This is a genomic window from Bacteroides ovatus, from assembly GCF_001314995.1.
Taxonomy (GTDB): Bacteria; Bacteroidota; Bacteroidia; order Bacteroidales; family Bacteroidaceae; genus Bacteroides; species Bacteroides ovatus.
Genome location: NZ_CP012938.1, coordinates 5,427,921 through 5,444,913 on the forward strand (window position 1 = coordinate 5,427,921; position 16,993 = coordinate 5,444,913).

The window sequence follows — 16,993 nt, forward strand, 5'->3', positions numbered from 1 at the left end:
GTTTGCTTCAAGCAACCTCACGCATTTTGTGTAACATGTTACATAAAGTGTGTGAAGCCCCTTTTTGCAAAAGGACGGACACGGACAGACTTGGCATTACAGGGGGCGGGATAAATCCTGCCCTCTGTAGTCCCAAGACAGTCCGTCGGAAAGTCCGTCCCGGCTGACCGCTTCACTCTTTTACCCATAATCTTTCCTTTTCTAACGGATTCCCATTAAACCCAAGTCCGCTGCCGTGCGACCTACGGGATAGAATTTTCCGCAAAGGTAACCGACCGTGCCAATCTTGCCAATGCCGACGTGCCGCCGCGAGTGACACGCAAAAATCTTCCTCTCCCTCTGTCGAGCGTATTTTTCCGGTTCAGCCTTGTCCGATTGTCCCTCGCCACCTTCCGAAAGCAGAAAAATCTTCCCGGCGGTCGCAAACAGACCGAACAGAGGGAAATAAAAAGAAAGGTTAAATATGAGTTACAACAAATTGAAATCATTGGTGGCAAACGTGGAAGCGATAAAGACAGCGTTACAAATCCACATTCAAGGCAGACAAGCCACACCAGAGGAAAAAGAAACCTTATCCCAATATTCGGGGTTTGGCGGTATCAAAGAAGTGCTGAACATCGGCACAGACAAGCCTGTAAGTGGCGACATGGAAGAACCGATAAGGCGGTTGCAGGAACTTATCGACACCTATCCCTATTTCACGGAAGCCATGAAAGCCTCTGTCCTGACAGCGTTCTACACCCCGAAATTCCTTATTGATGTAGTCGCAAAGCAGATACACGCCACATTCAAGGACAATGAGCTGCAAATGCGCTCATTCCTCGAACCGAGTGCAGGCATTGGCGGTTTCCTCCCGGTAGCCATGTCCGACACCTGCGGCTATGCCATTGAAAAAGACCCGGTTTCGGGTCTGATACTCTCCCTGCTGAATGACAACACGGTTACACGGACAGCCGGGTTTGAAACGATAGACGAACAGGGTTTTGAACATACGAAATTCGATGTCATAGCCTCCAACATCCCTTTCGGTAACTTCCGTGTGTTCGATGCGGAACTCTGGAAGAAAGGCGGCATATACGAGCAGGCTACCAAGACCATACACAATTACTTTTTTGTCAAGGCTTTGGAGCTTTTGAACGAGGGCGGCCTGCTGGCTTTCGTCACATCAAGAGGTGTGGCCGATACACCAAGCAACAAATTCGTGCGTGAATACCTTGTGAACCATGCCGATTTGATTAGTGCTATCCGTATGCCCGACACGCTTTTCATGTACACAAGCGGCATCGAGGTAGGCAGCGATTTACTGATCTTCCAAAAGCATACTCACAAGGCGGCACTCTCGCAGAGGGAACAGCTCTTTTTACAGGTCGGCAGGGAAAAGGCAGACACGACAGGCGCAATGACCGAATACGCCAACAAACTTTTCACATTACCGAAAACCACCCTCGCCACAGGCAGCCGCATTGCGATGAACCAGTACGGCAAGTATGTACGCAAATACCAGTGGCAGGGTGATGAAAACGCCATGTCGCAGTATCTCGCCGCATTGCTCAAACTCGACTTTGGCCGCTATTTCCGCAAAAGCCTTTTCACAAGTGAGGGACAGGACGGCATACACACGCAAATGTCCCTTTTCGGCAGTGTGGCCGTTAAGCAGCCACCAAAAGGCAGACGAGCCTATACGGACGAGCCGGAAGCGTGGATGAAAGAGGGTGCAATGGTACTGTTTGAGGGGCAGGTGGGCATTATCCGATACCGCAAATCCGAACTATACCAAGAGACGGCCACCGATTTTGTCCCGGTGGACGAGGGCAAGGTGAACACGGAGAGGGCTAACGACTATTTCTCTATCCGCAAGGCATATTTTGAACTTGCAATCAAAGAGCAGGAGGAACAGACGGAACAGCCGCATTTGCGTGAACGGCTGAACGCTTGCTATGATGCTTTTGTCGCCAAATGGGGCTTTTTCCACTCTAATGACAACAAGGAGTTTATCATGCTTGACAGCCTCGGCGTGGAAGTGTTCACGATTGAAATGCAGGTCAAGGGCGACATATTCAAATCCGACATCATGCGTGAGCCTGTAGCGTTCAAGAAGATAGACACGACCGTGCAACTGACACCGGGCGAAGCGTTGGCAAGCTGCCTTAACTTTTACGGCTGTGTGGATATGGACTATCTGATGCAGACCACAGGCAAGGACGAGGACGAGGTTATCGACGACCTCAAAGGCGAGATATTCTATAACCCTGCCACCGGAGAATGGGAACACAAAGGCAAGTTCATAGCCGGAAACGTCATCGCCAAAAGCAAGGAAACAGGCTCTTATCTTCCCGATCTCACAGGCAAGGAAAAGGACTGGACGGAAACCGCTGTAAAGGCATTGGAGGAAGCCATACCCGAAGCGATACCCTACGAGGAACTCGACATCAACATGGGCGAGCGTTGGATTGACACGAAGCTGTACGCCGATTTTGCCACAGAACTTTTCGGAACGGAAACCGATGTGATGTATTTTGACGTGAACGACACCTATTTAGTGCGGCTACAAGGATATTCCCCTGTAGTCTATAACACCTATTCCGTAAAGAATTACAACGGAGAGGATTTGTTCGTACACGCCCTGCAGGACACCGTTCCCGAAATAACCAAAGAGATAGAGCGGAACGGCGAAGCGGTACGAGTGCCGGACGAGGAAGCCATACAGGAAGCGGCCACCAAGATACAGGAGATAAGAAACCGTTTCAACCAGTGGCTCGACTGTCAGCCGATAGAGGTAAGGGACGAATTGGTAAGGGTGTACAACGAGCGGTTTAACTGCTATGTCCGTCCGCATTATGACGGCTCGGCACAGACCTTCCCGCAGCTCTCTTTCGAGAATTTTCCGTATGACAGCCTCTATCCCTCACAGAAAGATGCCATTTGGATGATTAAGCAGAACGGCGGCGGTATCTGCTGGCACGAGGTAGGCACGGGCAAGACGATGATAATGTGCGTTTCCGCTTACGAAATGAAACGCCTCGGATTGGTGCAGAAACCGCTCATTATCGGCTTGAAAGCCAATGTTCACGAAATAGCCGACACGTTCCGCAAGGCTTACCCCTCGGCAAAGGTGCTTTATCCGGGCAAAGAGGATTTCACTCCTGCTAACCGCAAAGAGGTATTCTCGAAAATCAAGAACAACAACTGGGACTGCATCATTCTGACACACGACCAGTTCGCCAAGATACCGCAATCGGAACAGACCATGATAGATATATTCACCGAAGAACTGGCCGATGTGGAGCGCAATTTGGAAGTCTTGGAACAATCCACCATGCGCTACCGCAGCGGAAAGATGCAGGACGGTCTGGAGAAGCGCAAACAGAACCTCGCAGCCAAACTTAAGGAATTGAAAATGAAAATCAACGAGCGGAAAGACGATGCGGTGGACTTTCACTCGATGGGCATAGACCACATATTTGTCGATGAATGCCACATTTTCAAGAACTTAATATTTCAGACACGCCACACGAGGGTTGCCGGTATCGGCAATACCAAAGGCTCGCAAAGGGCGATGAACCTGCTGTTTGCCATCCGTGACATTCAGCACCGGACAGGACGTGACCTCGGCGCAACATTCCTTTCGGGCACGGTGGTTGTGAACGCCCTGACCGAACTGTATGTGATGTTTAAGTACCTTAGACCAAGAGAATTGCAACGTCAGCAGATTTCTTGCTTCGATGCGTGGGCGGCGATATTTACGCAGAAAACAGCCGATTATGAACTGAACGTGACAGGTGCAATCAAGCGTAAAGAGCGTTTCCGCACCTACATCAAAGTGCCGGAACTGGCAATGTTCCTGCGTGAGATTACCGACTACCGCACCGCCGACATGATAAACCTCGATGTACCGGATAAAAATGTGCGCTTTCTTTCTCATGCGCCCACTATCCAGCAGGAGGAAATGATAGGCCGTTTGGTTTCCTTTGCACACAGCGGACAGTGGGAGGATTTGGGACTTGATACGCCCGAACCCGACAATCTCGACAAGGCAAAAATGTTGGTAGCTACCAATGTGGCACGAAAAATGGCTCTCGATATGCGTTTGTTGGGCGACAAGTTCAGCGACGATGCCGAAAACAAGGCTTCAATCTGTGCAAGAACAATCTATGAATATTATATGCGCTCAAATGAAAACCGGGGTACGCAGTTCGTGTTCAGCGACCTCGGCACATACAAGCCGAATGAGTGGAACGTATATACCGACATCAAAGAAAAGTTGGTGAACCTCGGTATTCCGACCGATGAAGTGCAGTTTATCCAGTGTGCTACCACCGAAAGGGCAAGAAAACGCCTGTTCGAGGACATGAACAACGGCAAGGTGCGTGTGCTTTTCGGCAGCACCACCATGTTAGGAACAGGGGTGAACGCCCAGCAGAGGGCTGTAGCGGTGCATCATTTGGAGATTCCCTGGGTGCGACATGAAGTCGCATAGATAATTGTTGGAATGATACTTACGGGTATCAGCTTTAACCCGCTGTTCCGTCAGCGGTAGCCTACCGACCGATGCACCTTAATGTTGTATTAAGCGGTCGGGACGAAGTACACTTTCGCAAGACAAGACAGAACCGTGAGGGGAAGTCAAGTACGGTTAGTATCATACCGTAGAGTGGCGAGGCTGGATAGTATGGTTAGCGCAAGCGAACTGTTAGTAAACTTCGTAATGTCACGAAAGAGTGTAAGATACTGGCACACTCTACCCAAAAGGGAAGCGGTCGGTTAATCCTCTCCATGGTAGGATTACACGGATATAAGCACCGCCGGAGGATGAGACAGAACCTAACCTATTCGTTAGTTATCTATGTGGAACATGGTAAGCCTGTATATCTCCTGTCATGTAAAAATGACAGGTAAGCTGACAGCAATGAAGGCCGAATGGTGTGCAGGTATAAGATAACAGAAAAAGCGAACGCCGTTCTGTAATGGAGCGGATACGGATTGAACCGACATCACGGGCTGATGTGGGCGACATCATCCGACACGAAAGTGGGCAGACTTCTGTGACGACATTAGGTAGGCAATCAAACCGAATGTTGTCAAATGGTGATTCTTTACAATTAACTTTTAGAACTTTCAAAAGGAGGAAAGCAAATGAACGAAAACAAGACATCGTGTGCGCCTGCTGACAATCAGCAAACACTTTGGGACAGAATAGACTGGACTAAAGCGGAGTTGGCTGTCAGAAAGCTACAAGCACGAATTGTAAAGGCTCAGAAGGAAGGCAGATACAACAAGGTGAAAGCCTTGCAGTGGACGCTGACCCACTCTTTTTACGCAAAAGCCTTAGCCGTAAAGAGAATTACTTCTAACGGAGGTGGCAACACCCCCGGAGTGGACATGGAAACATGGGAGAAACCCGAAGCAAAAACACAAGCGATAAGCGAACTCAAACGCAGAGGCTACCAGCCGAAGCCATTGAGAAGAGTCCACATCAAAAAGAGTAATGGCAAACTGCGACCGTTGGGAATACCGACAATGAAAGACAGAGCCATGCAAGCACTCTACCTTATGGCATTAGAACCAGTGTCGGAAACAACAGCCGACTCACGTTCATACGGTTTCCGCAAGGAACGCCGCTGTATGGACGCGGTAATGCAATGCCATAACATTCTCCGAAAAGGCTATTCTCCCGAATGGATTTTGGAGGGTGACATCAAAGGGTGCTTCGACCATATCAGCCACGAATGGCTGCTTGCCAACATCCCTATGGACAAGGCAATACTCCGAAAATGGCTGAAATGCGGCTATGTCTTCAACAAACAGATGTTCCCGACAGAGGAGGGAACGCCACAAGGTGGCATTATCTCTCCCACGCTTGCCAATATGACATTGGACGGATTGCAGAAAGTCCTTGCAGAGAAATATAAGCGAGTTAGAATCAAAGGCAAGTTATATTCGCCAATGGTGAATCTTGTCCGCTATGCTGATGACTTTATAATTACCTGCGAGAACCGTGAAACACTTGAAAAGGAAATCAAACCATTGGTAGCCGACTTTATGTCTGAAAGAGGTCTGACCCTATCGGAAGAAAAGACGGTGATAACCAACATTCGTGACGGTTTCGATTTTCTCGGGTTCAATATCCGCAAATACGGCAATGAAATATTGACCAAGCCGACCAAGAAAGCCGAAAAACGTTTTATGGAAAATATCCGTAAGGTGACAAAAGGCCATAAAGGTTGTAAGCAGGAGTCGTTAATCAGGATGTTGAACGCTAAAATCCGAGGATGGGGAGCATATTATCAGCATGGGGCGACACGTGATTCATTTCACAGAATCGACCATCAGATATTTCTCGCCTTGTGGCAGTGGGCTAAACGCCGTCACTCCAAGAAGGGGAAACGGTGGATAAAAGACCGCTATTGGCACAATATCCGAGGGAACAGTTGGACTTTCGCCGCTAAGTTCAAGAAATCAAACGGCAAAGAAGACCAACTCACCTTGTTGAAACTGGCATCTTCGTTTCCTTTTCTGCAATATACGCAGATAAAGGGGGACATGAATCCGTTTGACGCAGACTGCCGCCTGTACTTCAATAAAAGAATGAAGTCAAAGATGCTTGTGACGCTGAAAGGACGTAAATCCCTGCTTTACCTATGGGAAAAGCAAGGTCGGAAATGTCCGATATGTGGTGAACCGATTGACACGCATAAGGCATGGAATGTAATGCCGACCGTACAAGACGGACGGAAATGCAATCTGTTGGTTCATGATGAATGTTTCAAATTATCCCGTAAAAACAATGGAAACAAGAAGTAGGATGAGCCGGTCTCTGCACACGAACAGAGACTTTGAAAAGCTTGAGCCGTATGAGGGGAAACCCTCACGTACGGTTCTGAGGGGGGAAGAGGGCAGTAATGCCCTTGACCTACCCGATCGACCGGCTGACATGGAGCAGCGCAACGGCAGGGCGGTACGCAAGGGCAACACCGTGAAACTGTGGGGCGGCAACGTGGTGGATGTGGTGATTTACGGCACGGAAAAGACACTTGATGCCTACAAATTCAATTTGCTGAAAAACAAGCAGATGTTCATCAACCAAATCAATAACGGCACAATCGCCGTGCGCCGTATCGACGAGGGCGGCATGGACGAGGACAACGGCATGAACTTCGCCGAGTTCGTGGCAATCCTTTCCGGCAACACCGATTTGCTGAACAAGGCAAAACTCGACAACAAGATTATGCAGTTGGAAAAGGAACAGACCATTTTCAAGAAAGAACGCATCCGTGCCGAGCGGAAAATAACCGCCGGACAGGAAGATATGGCAAAGACACAGCGTACAAAGGCCGGTTTCATCAAGGATTGGGAATACTTCAACTCTTACGAGGGGACAAAAGTAACACAACTTCTCAACCTGCCACAAGCTACAGCCGAGGAAACAGGCCGGGAATTACACCGCATCGCCAAAACCTACCGTAGCGGAGCGTATGGTACGATTGGCACGTTTACAGGGCTGAATTTGCTGGTACGCAGCGAGTACAGCATAAACGGTACATTTGACCGAAACACGTTCTTTGTCGAGGGGACAAGCGGGCTTAAATACCGTTGTGGACTGACAGGTGCGTTACCGCTTGGCTTCGTGGAATCTGCTCAATATCCGCAGGCTACACTAAACAAATTGCCCTCACTTATTGAGAAGCAACAAAAGACGGTGGAGCGGATTGAAAGCGAAATCCCCATATTGCAGGACATCGTTGGCCGCCAGTGGAGCAAAGCCGATGAATTGGTAAAACTCAAACTGGAGTGCAAGGAGCTGCAGCGGAAGATTGACGAAAGTCTCAAGGATGCGGAACGCTCTCTAACTCCATCCGAAACAACGGCTGCCGAATACGAACCTACTACTAAGGCCGCTTAAACCATAATCATATCTTAACCTTTTCCCTCTGTTCGGTTGCGATAACTCGACAGGGGGATTTTTCTTGTACTCCGATCTGATGGCGGCAATATCCATTTATATACACCTCCCAAATAGGCTTTACTTCACTGCTATACAGTCGATACTAAATGTAGTACATACTAATGTTAGTAAAGTAGGATATCAGGAAATCTCCCGTTGCAAAGGATAGTATGCACTACATTTAGTCAATCAGTATTTTAGTATAGTAGTAGATACTACGATACTAAAATGTAATAAAGTAGTAAAATAGTACACACTAATCATAGTAAATACTAAAAATAGTAGTATCTTTGTATCAGAAATAAAGATAGGAATTTATGGCAAAGATAATCGCTGTTTTGAACCACAAGGGCGGTGTCGGAAAGACGACCACCACCATCAATCTTGCTGCCGCATTGCAGCAGAAGAAAAAGCGTGTACTGCTCATCGACATGGACGGTCAGGCAAACCTCACGGAATCCTGCGGTCTCTCCATCGAAGAGGAACGGACGGTGTACGGAGCAATGAAAGGTGAATACCCGTTAACGGTATTCGAGTTAAATAATGGCCTTTCCGTTGTACCGTCCTGCCTTGATTTGTCAGCGGCAGAATCCGAGCTTATCAATGAGCCGGGGCGGGAATTAATACTGAAAGGGCTGATTGCAAAATTGCTTGAAACCCGTAAATTCGACTATATCCTGATTGACTGTCCGCCCTCGCTGGGTTTGCTGACACTCAACGCACTTACATCTGCGGATTTCTTGATTATCCCGGTACAGGCGCCATTCCTCGCCATGCGCGGAATGGCGAAGATTACAAATGTGGTCGAGATTGTCAAAACCCGTTTGAACCCGAATCTGAACATCGGCGGAATTGTCATCACACAGTTTGACAAGCGCAAGACGCTCAACAAGAGTGTTGCGGAACTCATCAACGAATCATTCTGCGACAAAGTGTTCAAGACCGTCATCCGGGACAATGTGGCATTGGCCGAAGCTCCGATAAAGGGTCTGAACATCTTTGAATACAACAAGAACAGCAACGGGGCAAAGGACTACATGGAGTTAGCAAAAGAAGTGTTGAAATTAAAGTAAAGACGATATGAGCAAAAGTGATTCATTGAAAAACGGCATGAGAAGCGGACTGGACGGCTTGCTGTCATCCACCGGGAAGTCCACGCAAAAGAAAGAGCCTGCACCGGTCAAAGCGGAAAAAGAACCTGCCGTGCATTGCAATTTTGTTATCGACAAGAGTATTCATACCCGGATGAAATACCTCGCTATCGAGAAGAATATGTCGCTCCGAAATATTGTGAACGAGGCGATGAAAGAGTATTTGGAAAAGCACGAGAAATAACCGGGGCGGCAATCCGCCCAATCAACTTTTATACCATACCGCTATCTTATGGCACATGTCCACAAGGTAGCGGTTTTCCCGTTTATACCCCTGGCTGTTCTCCTGCTCTATTCGCCTCTTATAGCTGCAATGCTGCATTTCCCCTTTCTATCCATTCCTCTTGCCGCTTGTCCGGTCTCGTTCCTGCCATCGCCGGTTGGTTTTCCAGACGCAAATTTGGACTGCCGCGCTTGATTTCATCGCTTTGAAGTGCATTTCTCGTAAAATTCTTCCTTTCCGTGAAAGAGTAATTTTCCGGAAAAAGCGTTGAAAATAGCTTGTTCGTCAGTCCCTTGAAGCATCTGTAAATCCCAAGCGGTTCAGGCAGAAAAAAGAACCGAAAAGAGGGAAAAATAACAAAACAAATATCAACCAATTAAATTTTATGATTATGGCAACAACAGCAGTTCAAGCAGTAGAGAAGAACATCACATCGGTAGCATTGGCAGACATTCAGTCGAGCAGTTACAACCCACGCAAGAACTTTGACGAGACAAGCCTTGCGGAACTTGCCGAGAGCATCCGTCAGCAGGGAGTGCTTCAGCCTATCGGTGTGCGCCCTATTGCGGACAACCGTTTCGAGATTGTCTTTGGAGAACGCAGATACCGTGCTTCCCTCATGGCTGAATTGGCGGAAATTCCGGCTACCGTCATGGAAATTTCAGACGAGACAGCCGAGGAAATGGCAATCACCGAGAACCTGCATCGCAAGGATGTTACCCCGATTGAGGAAGCCAATGCCTACCAAAAACTCATAGACAGCGGTCGCCACGATGTCCAATCCTTGACCGTGCAGTTCGGCAAGACGGAAGCGTATATCCGTACACGACTTAAATTCGTTTCCTTGATACCCGAAATCGCCGTGCTGTTGGAACAGGACGAAATCACAATCAGCGTGGCAAGTGAAATCTGCCGTTATGGGGAAGAGATACAGCGTGAGGTGTACGACCAACATCTGAAAGAGGGGGTGCAGTACAATAGTTGGCGAGGCATGAAAGCCTCCGAGGTGGCACAGAGCATCGAACGGCAATATACCGCAGACCTCAATCGCTATTCATTTGACAAAACCCTTTGTCTTTCATGTCCCCACAATACCAATAACATGATGTTATTCTGTGAGGGTAGTTGCGGAAATTGCGCCAACCGTGCTTGTCTTGTGGAAATGAACACATCGCACCTTACCGAAAAGGCTATGCGGCTCATGGAACAGCACCCTGCCGTTCCCCTCTGCCACGAAAGCTACAATTACAATGAAGCCGTCGTCGACCGACTTACCGCTATAGGCTACGAGGTGGAAAGTCTTAAAACCTATGCAACGAAATACCCCGAATGCCCCCAAGCTCCTCAAAAAGAGGATTACGATACCACCGAGGAATACGAGGAAGCAGTAAAGGATTACGAGCAGAAATTGAACGGCTACACCGAGAAATGCGAAGCAATCCGCACCCGAAGCGAAGCAGGAGAAATCTCCCTCTATCTCCGTATTGAGAGCAACGACATTACACTGTGCTATGTTGCAAATACCGCTACAACCGCAAACGGTACGGCAACCAAAATGCCGCTTTCACCTATCGAGAAGTTGGAAAAGCAGGACAAACGCAACAAGGAGATTGCCCTCGAAAAGACCGTTGAAGACACCAAAAAGCGGATTTTAGAGGTCGATATGTCAGAGCGCAAATTTGGGCAGGACGAGGAGAAAATGGTGTATTTCTTCCTGCTCTCCTCACTCCGCAAAGAGCATTTCAATGAGGTGGGAATTGAAGATAAAGGCTCTTATTACTACCTTACGAGCGAGGACAAAATGCGCATCATCGAGAACCTTACCGCCAAGCAGAAAGCCGTTATCCGCAGGGATTATCTGATTGCCAATTTCAAGGACGCATTCGGTAACAACGCCACAGCCTCCCTGTTGCTTGACTTCGCTCAAAAGCATATGCCCGAAGAACTTGCCAATATCCAAGACGGATATAATGAAGTGTACGAAAAGCGACACCAACGCATCGAGGAAAAGAAAGCCGCTTTGCAGGAACAAGCCACGCAGGAAGCGGAACAACCCGATGAACCGCAACCCGAAGCGGAAGCACAGACCGAACCGCAAGCGGAAGAAATAGCTGCCTGACAAATGTTGTTGTCATAACGGATAGGGGGAGGGAGAAATCCGCCCTCTATTCATTTTTGTATGCTCCGGACAAAGGACCCAAGTACCTCTTCTAACTTTCTGACGAACCCGTCACCACCCGCCCTTCTTCCATTCATAGCTTCCGTTTCCTCTCTTTTTTACCATTTTCAACTTCCCTTTTATAGCGTTTCCCCGGCTTCGTCCCCTGTCAGCCCCGGTTTGGTTTTATCAGATGCAAAGGTCGGCCGTCGCGCTTGATCCGGCGGCTTAAAGTGAATTTCCTGCAAATTCTTCCTTTCCTCAGAAAGAGTAATTGGCAGGAAAAGCCTTCCGTATGAAGCTGTACCGACAACCGTGTACCGCATCCATAAAATCCCAAAGCGGTTCCGACAGAAAGGAACCGAACGGAGGGAAGAAAAAAACAAATCATTAAAATTCAAGATTATGGACAACATCAAGGAAAGCAAGGAGTACCAGCTCGCCAAAGACTGGGAAAGGGCAGTGAACGATTACGGCTTCAACCCCAAACGGTTTGCAGCCGCTATCCCCGAAATGCACCCCACACTGCAGCAAAGCCTTTACAGGTTGGTAAAAGAGTGTATCGTGGTCATGGCGGACGAGACACGCAACTACGACGACCGCAACCGTGCATCGCACGAGGAAGCGAAGTGCATCATGGAATACCTCAAGGCTCACGGGAAACACATCCCATTAAGATAACAGATGTATGAAAACGAAAGAACTACAATTTGACGGCAATATCTACATCTGCCGTATCGTGAAATCCAACGAAGGTGAAGAATTACTTATCGGCTCTACCGCTCTGCTCGATGCACTTCATCCGGGCAGTTTCGAGGACGAAAACGAAGGTTTTGCAAGTAAGGAAGCCGAACAAATATATGACGAGGTTTTCTTTTTCACCGATGCGAAAACCCTCAAATTACCGGACGATGAACTCATCACGGAATTAAAAGAGGATAACCCCGAATGGTTCAACTAACATAAATCAATAATCATATTAAAAATCAAAGTTATGGATAAAGAGTATGTAATGCACATCGCACAGACCATCAAAGAACAATTGGTATCACTTACACCCATGCCCATTCTTATGTCGTGGGGAATCGGCGATTTTGTCGCTACGGTATTCCGGGATTTGCCGGCATTGCGGATTAAAGTAAACGGGCGGTTGCACGCCGGAAATGTCGTTATCGCACTCAACGGCTCCGATTATTATGAGGTATATCTGCTGAAAGAGAACGGTGCGGAGTGCGTCAATGAGGAAGTATGCTTCGACGAGTTGGGCGATGTCATTGACCGAGCCGTCGAAAGCGGTACGGACAAAGAGGAATACGACAAATTCTGCGACCGGCAACTTGCCGTACTTTTAAGCGGTACACGAGCCTGAATAAGCGAGCGACCGAATAACACCGCCCATTTTTCTACGTGGGCGGTGTTTTCGTGTGCGGTTGGATGCGTCCAAGCCGCAATATCCTATTATAAACTCACTTTTGAAGTCCTTGTTCCACTTTTACCGTTGTTACGGCTTGTGGGATTGTCCGGCTCCGTCATTTCCAATACCCCTGTACCAATCATCGGATTGATATAGACCTCCATAAGATTTTCCCTATCTTTCAATCCTAAATGTTGCAAAATATCAGATAGGTATTGCGGCTCAACACAGAACTCCAAGATTTGCTCTTTTCTCAAATCCTGCTTGCGAGGTTTTCTTGCGGGTTTTCTTGTCGGGTTTTCATCCCTAACTGCAAGGTCAGCACAACATAGTCCGGACGTGTTTCCTCGGCTACAGTAGGAAGCGGCCAACCCAAAGACTGCCAACCGCTCACAATCTTATCCACACCGCTACCAGCTTTCTCGGCACGCCCCAGACGCATGAACATCTGAGTGAGTAGATTGGCAGCAAAGCGAGTGCAAGACACCGGAACGCTAAAAATACCGAATAAGACCCACGCGGCACTATAATATGTTGGCATTCTGCCCTGTATATCCCGTATTTTTCGTACCTTTGCGGCACAAAAACGTATGTATATGGAACAACAGGTTATCCCATCGGATTATACACAATATGCAGAGGCAGTAGAGATAATCAAACATGCCATCGAACGCTGCCGGTATAGAAGTGCGGCTGCGGTCAACAAAGAAACTCTCTCGTTGTATTTTGGAGTGGGGAAATTCGTGTCTGAAAATTCCCGCATCGGCTGTTGGGGTACTAAAGCATTGCCTACCATATCAAAGCTCCTTCAACGGGAGTTGCCCGGTCTGCACGGCTTTTCTGAATCGGGGTTGAAACGGATGCGCTCATTCTATGAGGAATGGAGGACGTTTTTAATTCGTCCAACAGTGTTGGGCGAATTGGAAAACCATTCGTCGGAAAAGGGTACGGCTTTAATTCATCCAACAGCGTTGGGCGAATTGGATATTGACGAGCATCTACTGCTGCAACTTATCGGGCAACCGGTCAATACCGAATTTACCTGGGACGATTTTGTCAAGATCAGCTTTTCACATCATATTGAAATCCTGACTCGTTCAAAAGACATCGCGGAACGGTTGTTCTATATCCATTGTGCCGCTCAAAATGCGTGGTCGCTATCCTCTCTCAAAAATTACTTGAAAGAAGACATCTATTCAAATCGCGGATCTTTGCCGAGCAACTTCCTTCAAGTGCTGCCCGAAGCCATTTATGCCGTAAAAGCGATATTGGCGTTCAAGGATGAGTATATGCTCGAAATGGTTAATCTGGAGAATGTGGGAGAACGCGAACAGGACTGGAACGAAAAGGTCATCGAAAACCAAATCGTAACCAATATCAAGCAGTTCATTCTCCGTTTTGGAAACGACTTCACTTTTATCGACAGTCAGCATCGCCTGATAGTTGCCGGAGAAGAAATGTTTGCTGACCTTGTATTCTTCAACAGAGAACTGAATGCCAGCGTAATCGTGGAGTTGAAACGGGGCAAGTTCCGCCCGAATTATCTCGGACAGCTTAGCGGCTACCTGACGGTGTATGACATGACCGACAAGAAACCGCACGAGAACCCTTCAATCGGTATTGTCCTATGCCAGGATGCCAACCGCAAGTTTGTCGAAATCATGGTGCGCGACTATGATAAGCCTATGGGCGTGGCGACATACCGCACAGCCCAAGAAATGCCGGAGAATCTGCGCAAGACTCTACCGGACATCGACAAATTACAAAATCTGCTATCGGAAAACGATTCCAAATCGGAAACTGTCAGATAATTCATTTACGTCCGTAAAACCGGCTTTATGCCCACAAGATTTTGGGTAACTGAAATTGAATATAAAAATCCCTGCAATAATTTCGTGATTATTGCAGGGATTTTGATTTATTTCGCCCCACGCTTGTTCAGTACATCCGTTATCATGTCTTTTACATCCTGTCCGACTTGTATGAAATTTTTATACAAGATGCGTTCCCGTTCCTCCCTCGACTTAAAGGTGTAGAACTTCGGTAGCGGTACATAGGCCGCTTCCTCCGCTTTTATCTCCTTCATATCGAAATCCGTCTTGCAGAAGAACTTTGTAGTCTTGAACTCTTCCGATTCCTGAATGTTCATCGAGCCTCCTGTACCGGTTTTCGTCTTCACGAAATCCCTGGCCGTCTGTCCGCAAATCCATCCCGTCGCCATATCCGAAATTTTCGAGGCGGGTACAAGGCTGTCCATATTCTCATTGAGATTGATGCTCGTCTTATCCCGGTCGATGGTCACGCCCTTTTTGACCTGTACTACCTTGCCGAAAATGTCATTCGACAACCATTCCAGTGTCTCTTTTGCGCGAGCTGAACCGCTTACCACGTTGCCCACTGTCGTGATGATTTTTTGCATTCCCACTTTTCCGTAGTCAGCCTCCAACTGCGGCAACTCCTGAAAACCCAGCGTTACGCTTACCTTGTTGCTTCTCGCCGTACCTATCAGTCGGTCTATCTTGTGGAAATACAGTGTCGGCAGCTCATCCACGATGATGCTGACCGGAATATTCTTCCCCTGCCCGGTGTTCACACGGGTAACGAGACGGTTCAATATCAGAGCGTTCAACGCTCCGATGATACTTTCCATTTCCGGATCGTTGGCTATCAGCAGATAACTGGGTGACTTGGGGTCACTAACTTTCAGGTCGAAGTCGTCCCCATCCTTGTGGAATATCCAGTAGGATTCCTTGGTGGCCAAACGGCTGGTATAGACACGCAGCGTACCAATCATACCCTCTAATTGTTCCATTGCCTTGTTCTTGAAGGCCGTCTGGAACGGGCCGAGCAACGGCGCGACCTCGTTGTCCGTCTCCAGTACCTCAAAAATAGTCTGGTAGCTCTCATTGAGAAATGAAAGGATATGCGGCATATCCGAGTATTTTCCCAGCCAATAGGCAGGTTCCACGATGCTGCCACCCTCACGGTCACGAACGACACCCGTCGGCTTCCAGAACTTCGTCTGCGGATCTTGCCGTTTCTCCGCATATAGTTTCTTTCCGTTTGCATCGTAGGGTTCCCGCTCGTAGTTCACGAAAAAGTAGATACAGGCGGCAAGAAAGTTCACGGCAGAAGTCTGAAAGAACTGGTCACTGCCTCCGCCTCCCTCTTTCTTGCCTTTCTGCAGGGATTCCAACAGGGTTTCCGCCGTTTCGCTCGCCGCCGCAAGATTATTGATGTACTTTGCCTGAATGGGGTTCACCCGTTTGCTGTACTCCACATCCACGAAGTTGATGATGTTGAACTTGCACCCTTTGGGCAGTTTTCCGAGCTTCTGGTTTTTCTTGTAATGATAGTAAAGTTTAGTGGCAAGTGTCGGAAATTTGTAGTCATAGACCACCATCGCAAAGCCCTTGGCACTATGTTGGCGGATGAACGGTTCTATGATGCTGAACGTCTTACCGCTGCCCGGAGTTCCGACTACCCATGTTCCTCTGAAACAGTTGCTTATCGACACCCATCCCTTGCGAAATTTACCTTTGTAATAGTACCGCATCGGTATATTCACGCTATACTGGTTCTCAACCTTCTCTTCGCTCTGCTCGAAACTTTCATTCTCAAAGTTGAACCGGTCTTTACCCAGTCCCTCCTTGATGAACTTCGAGATGTTATCCAGTGCGATATGTACCAATATCACACCGACAAGCGTGGTCGCCATGTAGAAGATGATATTTAGTGGCAACGTGTAGAGCCTCGTTTCCATCGGATGATGGTACAACCACACGGAGAACACAATCAGGAACAGTCCGCTGATTAGCGGATATAACACCTGTCTCCGGGCATCGAACTCCAGATGCTTCTTGTTCCTCGTACCGATACAGGTGATGCAGATAAGCAGGAACGTCGCAATCTTGCTGTACACAAGATTACCGTCATTGTAAATCATCCACTGCTTGATGCGCCCGTGAATATCAATCAGTATGCCACCCCAGTGGTCGAGCATGGCAGGGTCGATGGCATACTCGAAGAACTCCATCAGCACGGAGATATAGATGACCGCACGGAATATCTTGTAGAACCCTTGTAATTCTTTGCTCTCTTCCAT

At 48.0% G+C, this 16,993-nt stretch carries 12 protein-coding genes and 1 pseudogene; 10 read left to right on the plus strand and 3 right to left on the minus strand.

Going from position 1 to position 16,993, the window contains the following annotated elements; genetic code table 11:
- The first annotated feature begins 463 nt into the window (after window positions 1–463).
- From Bovatus_RS20625 to Bovatus_RS20670, 9 genes and pseudogenes are all read left to right on the plus strand, one after another.
- Window positions 464–4,477: an N-6 DNA methylase gene (locus Bovatus_RS20625; RefSeq protein WP_004301317.1), complete on the plus strand. Its 4,014-nt coding sequence runs from the start codon at window positions 464–466 to the stop codon at window positions 4,475–4,477.
- A 656-nt stretch (window positions 4,478–5,133) separates the two neighbouring features.
- Window positions 5,134–6,801, plus strand: coding sequence for a group II intron reverse transcriptase/maturase (gene ltrA / locus Bovatus_RS20630; protein ID WP_004298575.1), 1,668 nt, complete (start codon window positions 5,134–5,136; stop codon window positions 6,799–6,801).
- A 103-nt stretch (window positions 6,802–6,904) separates the two neighbouring features.
- A pseudogene (locus Bovatus_RS20635) lies at window positions 6,905–7,900 on the plus strand (DNA methylase); the annotation flags it as partial.
- A 359-nt stretch (window positions 7,901–8,259) separates the two neighbouring features.
- A complete protein-coding gene (locus Bovatus_RS20640; RefSeq protein ID WP_004301319.1) occupies window positions 8,260–9,015 on the plus strand; it encodes a ParA family protein in 756 nt (251 codons plus the stop codon).
- 7 nt (window positions 9,016–9,022) lie between these two features.
- On the plus strand, window positions 9,023–9,277 hold the full coding sequence (locus Bovatus_RS20645) for a hypothetical protein (protein WP_004301320.1): 255 nt from the start codon (window positions 9,023–9,025) through the stop codon (window positions 9,275–9,277).
- Between the two features lie 430 nt (window positions 9,278–9,707).
- Complete coding sequence (locus tag Bovatus_RS20655; protein WP_005944233.1) at window positions 9,708–11,435, plus strand: ParB/RepB/Spo0J family partition protein; 1,728 nt, start codon at window positions 9,708–9,710, stop codon at window positions 11,433–11,435.
- Between the two features lie 444 nt (window positions 11,436–11,879).
- Window positions 11,880–12,155 (plus strand): hypothetical protein, encoded by a 276-nt coding sequence (locus tag Bovatus_RS20660; protein WP_005944231.1) that lies wholly within the window; start codon window positions 11,880–11,882, stop codon window positions 12,153–12,155.
- Window positions 12,156–12,162: 7 nt separating this feature from the next.
- Window positions 12,163–12,435 (plus strand): hypothetical protein, encoded by a 273-nt coding sequence (locus Bovatus_RS20665; protein ID WP_004301325.1) that lies wholly within the window; start codon window positions 12,163–12,165, stop codon window positions 12,433–12,435.
- Between the two features lie 33 nt (window positions 12,436–12,468).
- Complete coding sequence (locus tag Bovatus_RS20670; RefSeq protein ID WP_004301326.1) at window positions 12,469–12,843, plus strand: hypothetical protein; 375 nt, start codon at window positions 12,469–12,471, stop codon at window positions 12,841–12,843.
- Between the two features lie 89 nt (window positions 12,844–12,932).
- On the opposite strand, the gene Bovatus_RS25840 is transcribed toward Bovatus_RS20670, so the two are convergent.
- Window positions 12,933–13,052 (minus strand): hypothetical protein, encoded by a 120-nt coding sequence (locus tag Bovatus_RS25840; RefSeq protein ID WP_018452185.1) that lies wholly within the window; start codon window positions 13,050–13,052, stop codon window positions 12,933–12,935.
- A gap of 89 nt (window positions 13,053–13,141) precedes the next feature.
- Window positions 13,142–13,429 (minus strand): putative DNA binding domain-containing protein, encoded by a 288-nt coding sequence (locus Bovatus_RS20680; protein ID WP_004301328.1) that lies wholly within the window; start codon window positions 13,427–13,429, stop codon window positions 13,142–13,144.
- A gap of 55 nt (window positions 13,430–13,484) precedes the next feature.
- Between Bovatus_RS20680 and Bovatus_RS20685 the strand changes: the two genes are divergently transcribed.
- Window positions 13,485–14,699 (plus strand): PDDEXK nuclease domain-containing protein, encoded by a 1,215-nt coding sequence (locus Bovatus_RS20685; protein WP_004301329.1) that lies wholly within the window; start codon window positions 13,485–13,487, stop codon window positions 14,697–14,699.
- 107 nt (window positions 14,700–14,806) lie between these two features.
- Here the strand turns inward: Bovatus_RS20685 and Bovatus_RS20690 are convergent, their stop codons facing one another.
- Entirely contained in the window at window positions 14,807–16,993 is a 2,187-nt protein-coding gene (locus Bovatus_RS20690; RefSeq protein ID WP_004301330.1) for a type IV secretory system conjugative DNA transfer family protein, read from the minus strand.

What these genes read in the sequence shown, in the direction of transcription:
- Bovatus_RS20655 (WP_005944233.1), top strand. Translation starts at nt 9,708, where the DNA reads ATGGCAACAACAGCAGTTCAAGCAGTAGAGAAGAACATCACATCGGTA.
- Bovatus_RS20680 (WP_004301328.1), bottom strand. Translation starts at nt 13,429, where the DNA reads ATGCCAACATATTATAGTGCCGCGTGGGTCTTATTCGGTATTTTTAGC.
- Bovatus_RS20645 (WP_004301320.1), top strand. Translation starts at nt 9,023, where the DNA reads ATGAGCAAAAGTGATTCATTGAAAAACGGCATGAGAAGCGGACTGGAC.
- Bovatus_RS25840 (WP_018452185.1), bottom strand. Translation starts at nt 13,052, where the DNA reads ATGGAGGTCTATATCAATCCGATGATTGGTACAGGGGTATTGGAAATG.
- Bovatus_RS20625 (WP_004301317.1), top strand. Translation starts at nt 464, where the DNA reads ATGAGTTACAACAAATTGAAATCATTGGTGGCAAACGTGGAAGCGATA.
- Bovatus_RS20685 (WP_004301329.1), top strand. Translation starts at nt 13,485, where the DNA reads ATGGAACAACAGGTTATCCCATCGGATTATACACAATATGCAGAGGCA.
- Bovatus_RS20660 (WP_005944231.1), top strand. Translation starts at nt 11,880, where the DNA reads ATGGACAACATCAAGGAAAGCAAGGAGTACCAGCTCGCCAAAGACTGG.
- ltrA (WP_004298575.1), top strand. Translation starts at nt 5,134, where the DNA reads ATGAACGAAAACAAGACATCGTGTGCGCCTGCTGACAATCAGCAAACA.
- Bovatus_RS20690 (WP_004301330.1), bottom strand. Translation starts at nt 16,993, where the DNA reads ATGGAAGAGAGCAAAGAATTACAAGGGTTCTACAAGATATTCCGTGCG.
- Bovatus_RS20670 (WP_004301326.1), top strand. Translation starts at nt 12,469, where the DNA reads ATGGATAAAGAGTATGTAATGCACATCGCACAGACCATCAAAGAACAA.
- Bovatus_RS20640 (WP_004301319.1), top strand. Translation starts at nt 8,260, where the DNA reads ATGGCAAAGATAATCGCTGTTTTGAACCACAAGGGCGGTGTCGGAAAG.
- Bovatus_RS20665 (WP_004301325.1), top strand. Translation starts at nt 12,163, where the DNA reads ATGAAAACGAAAGAACTACAATTTGACGGCAATATCTACATCTGCCGT.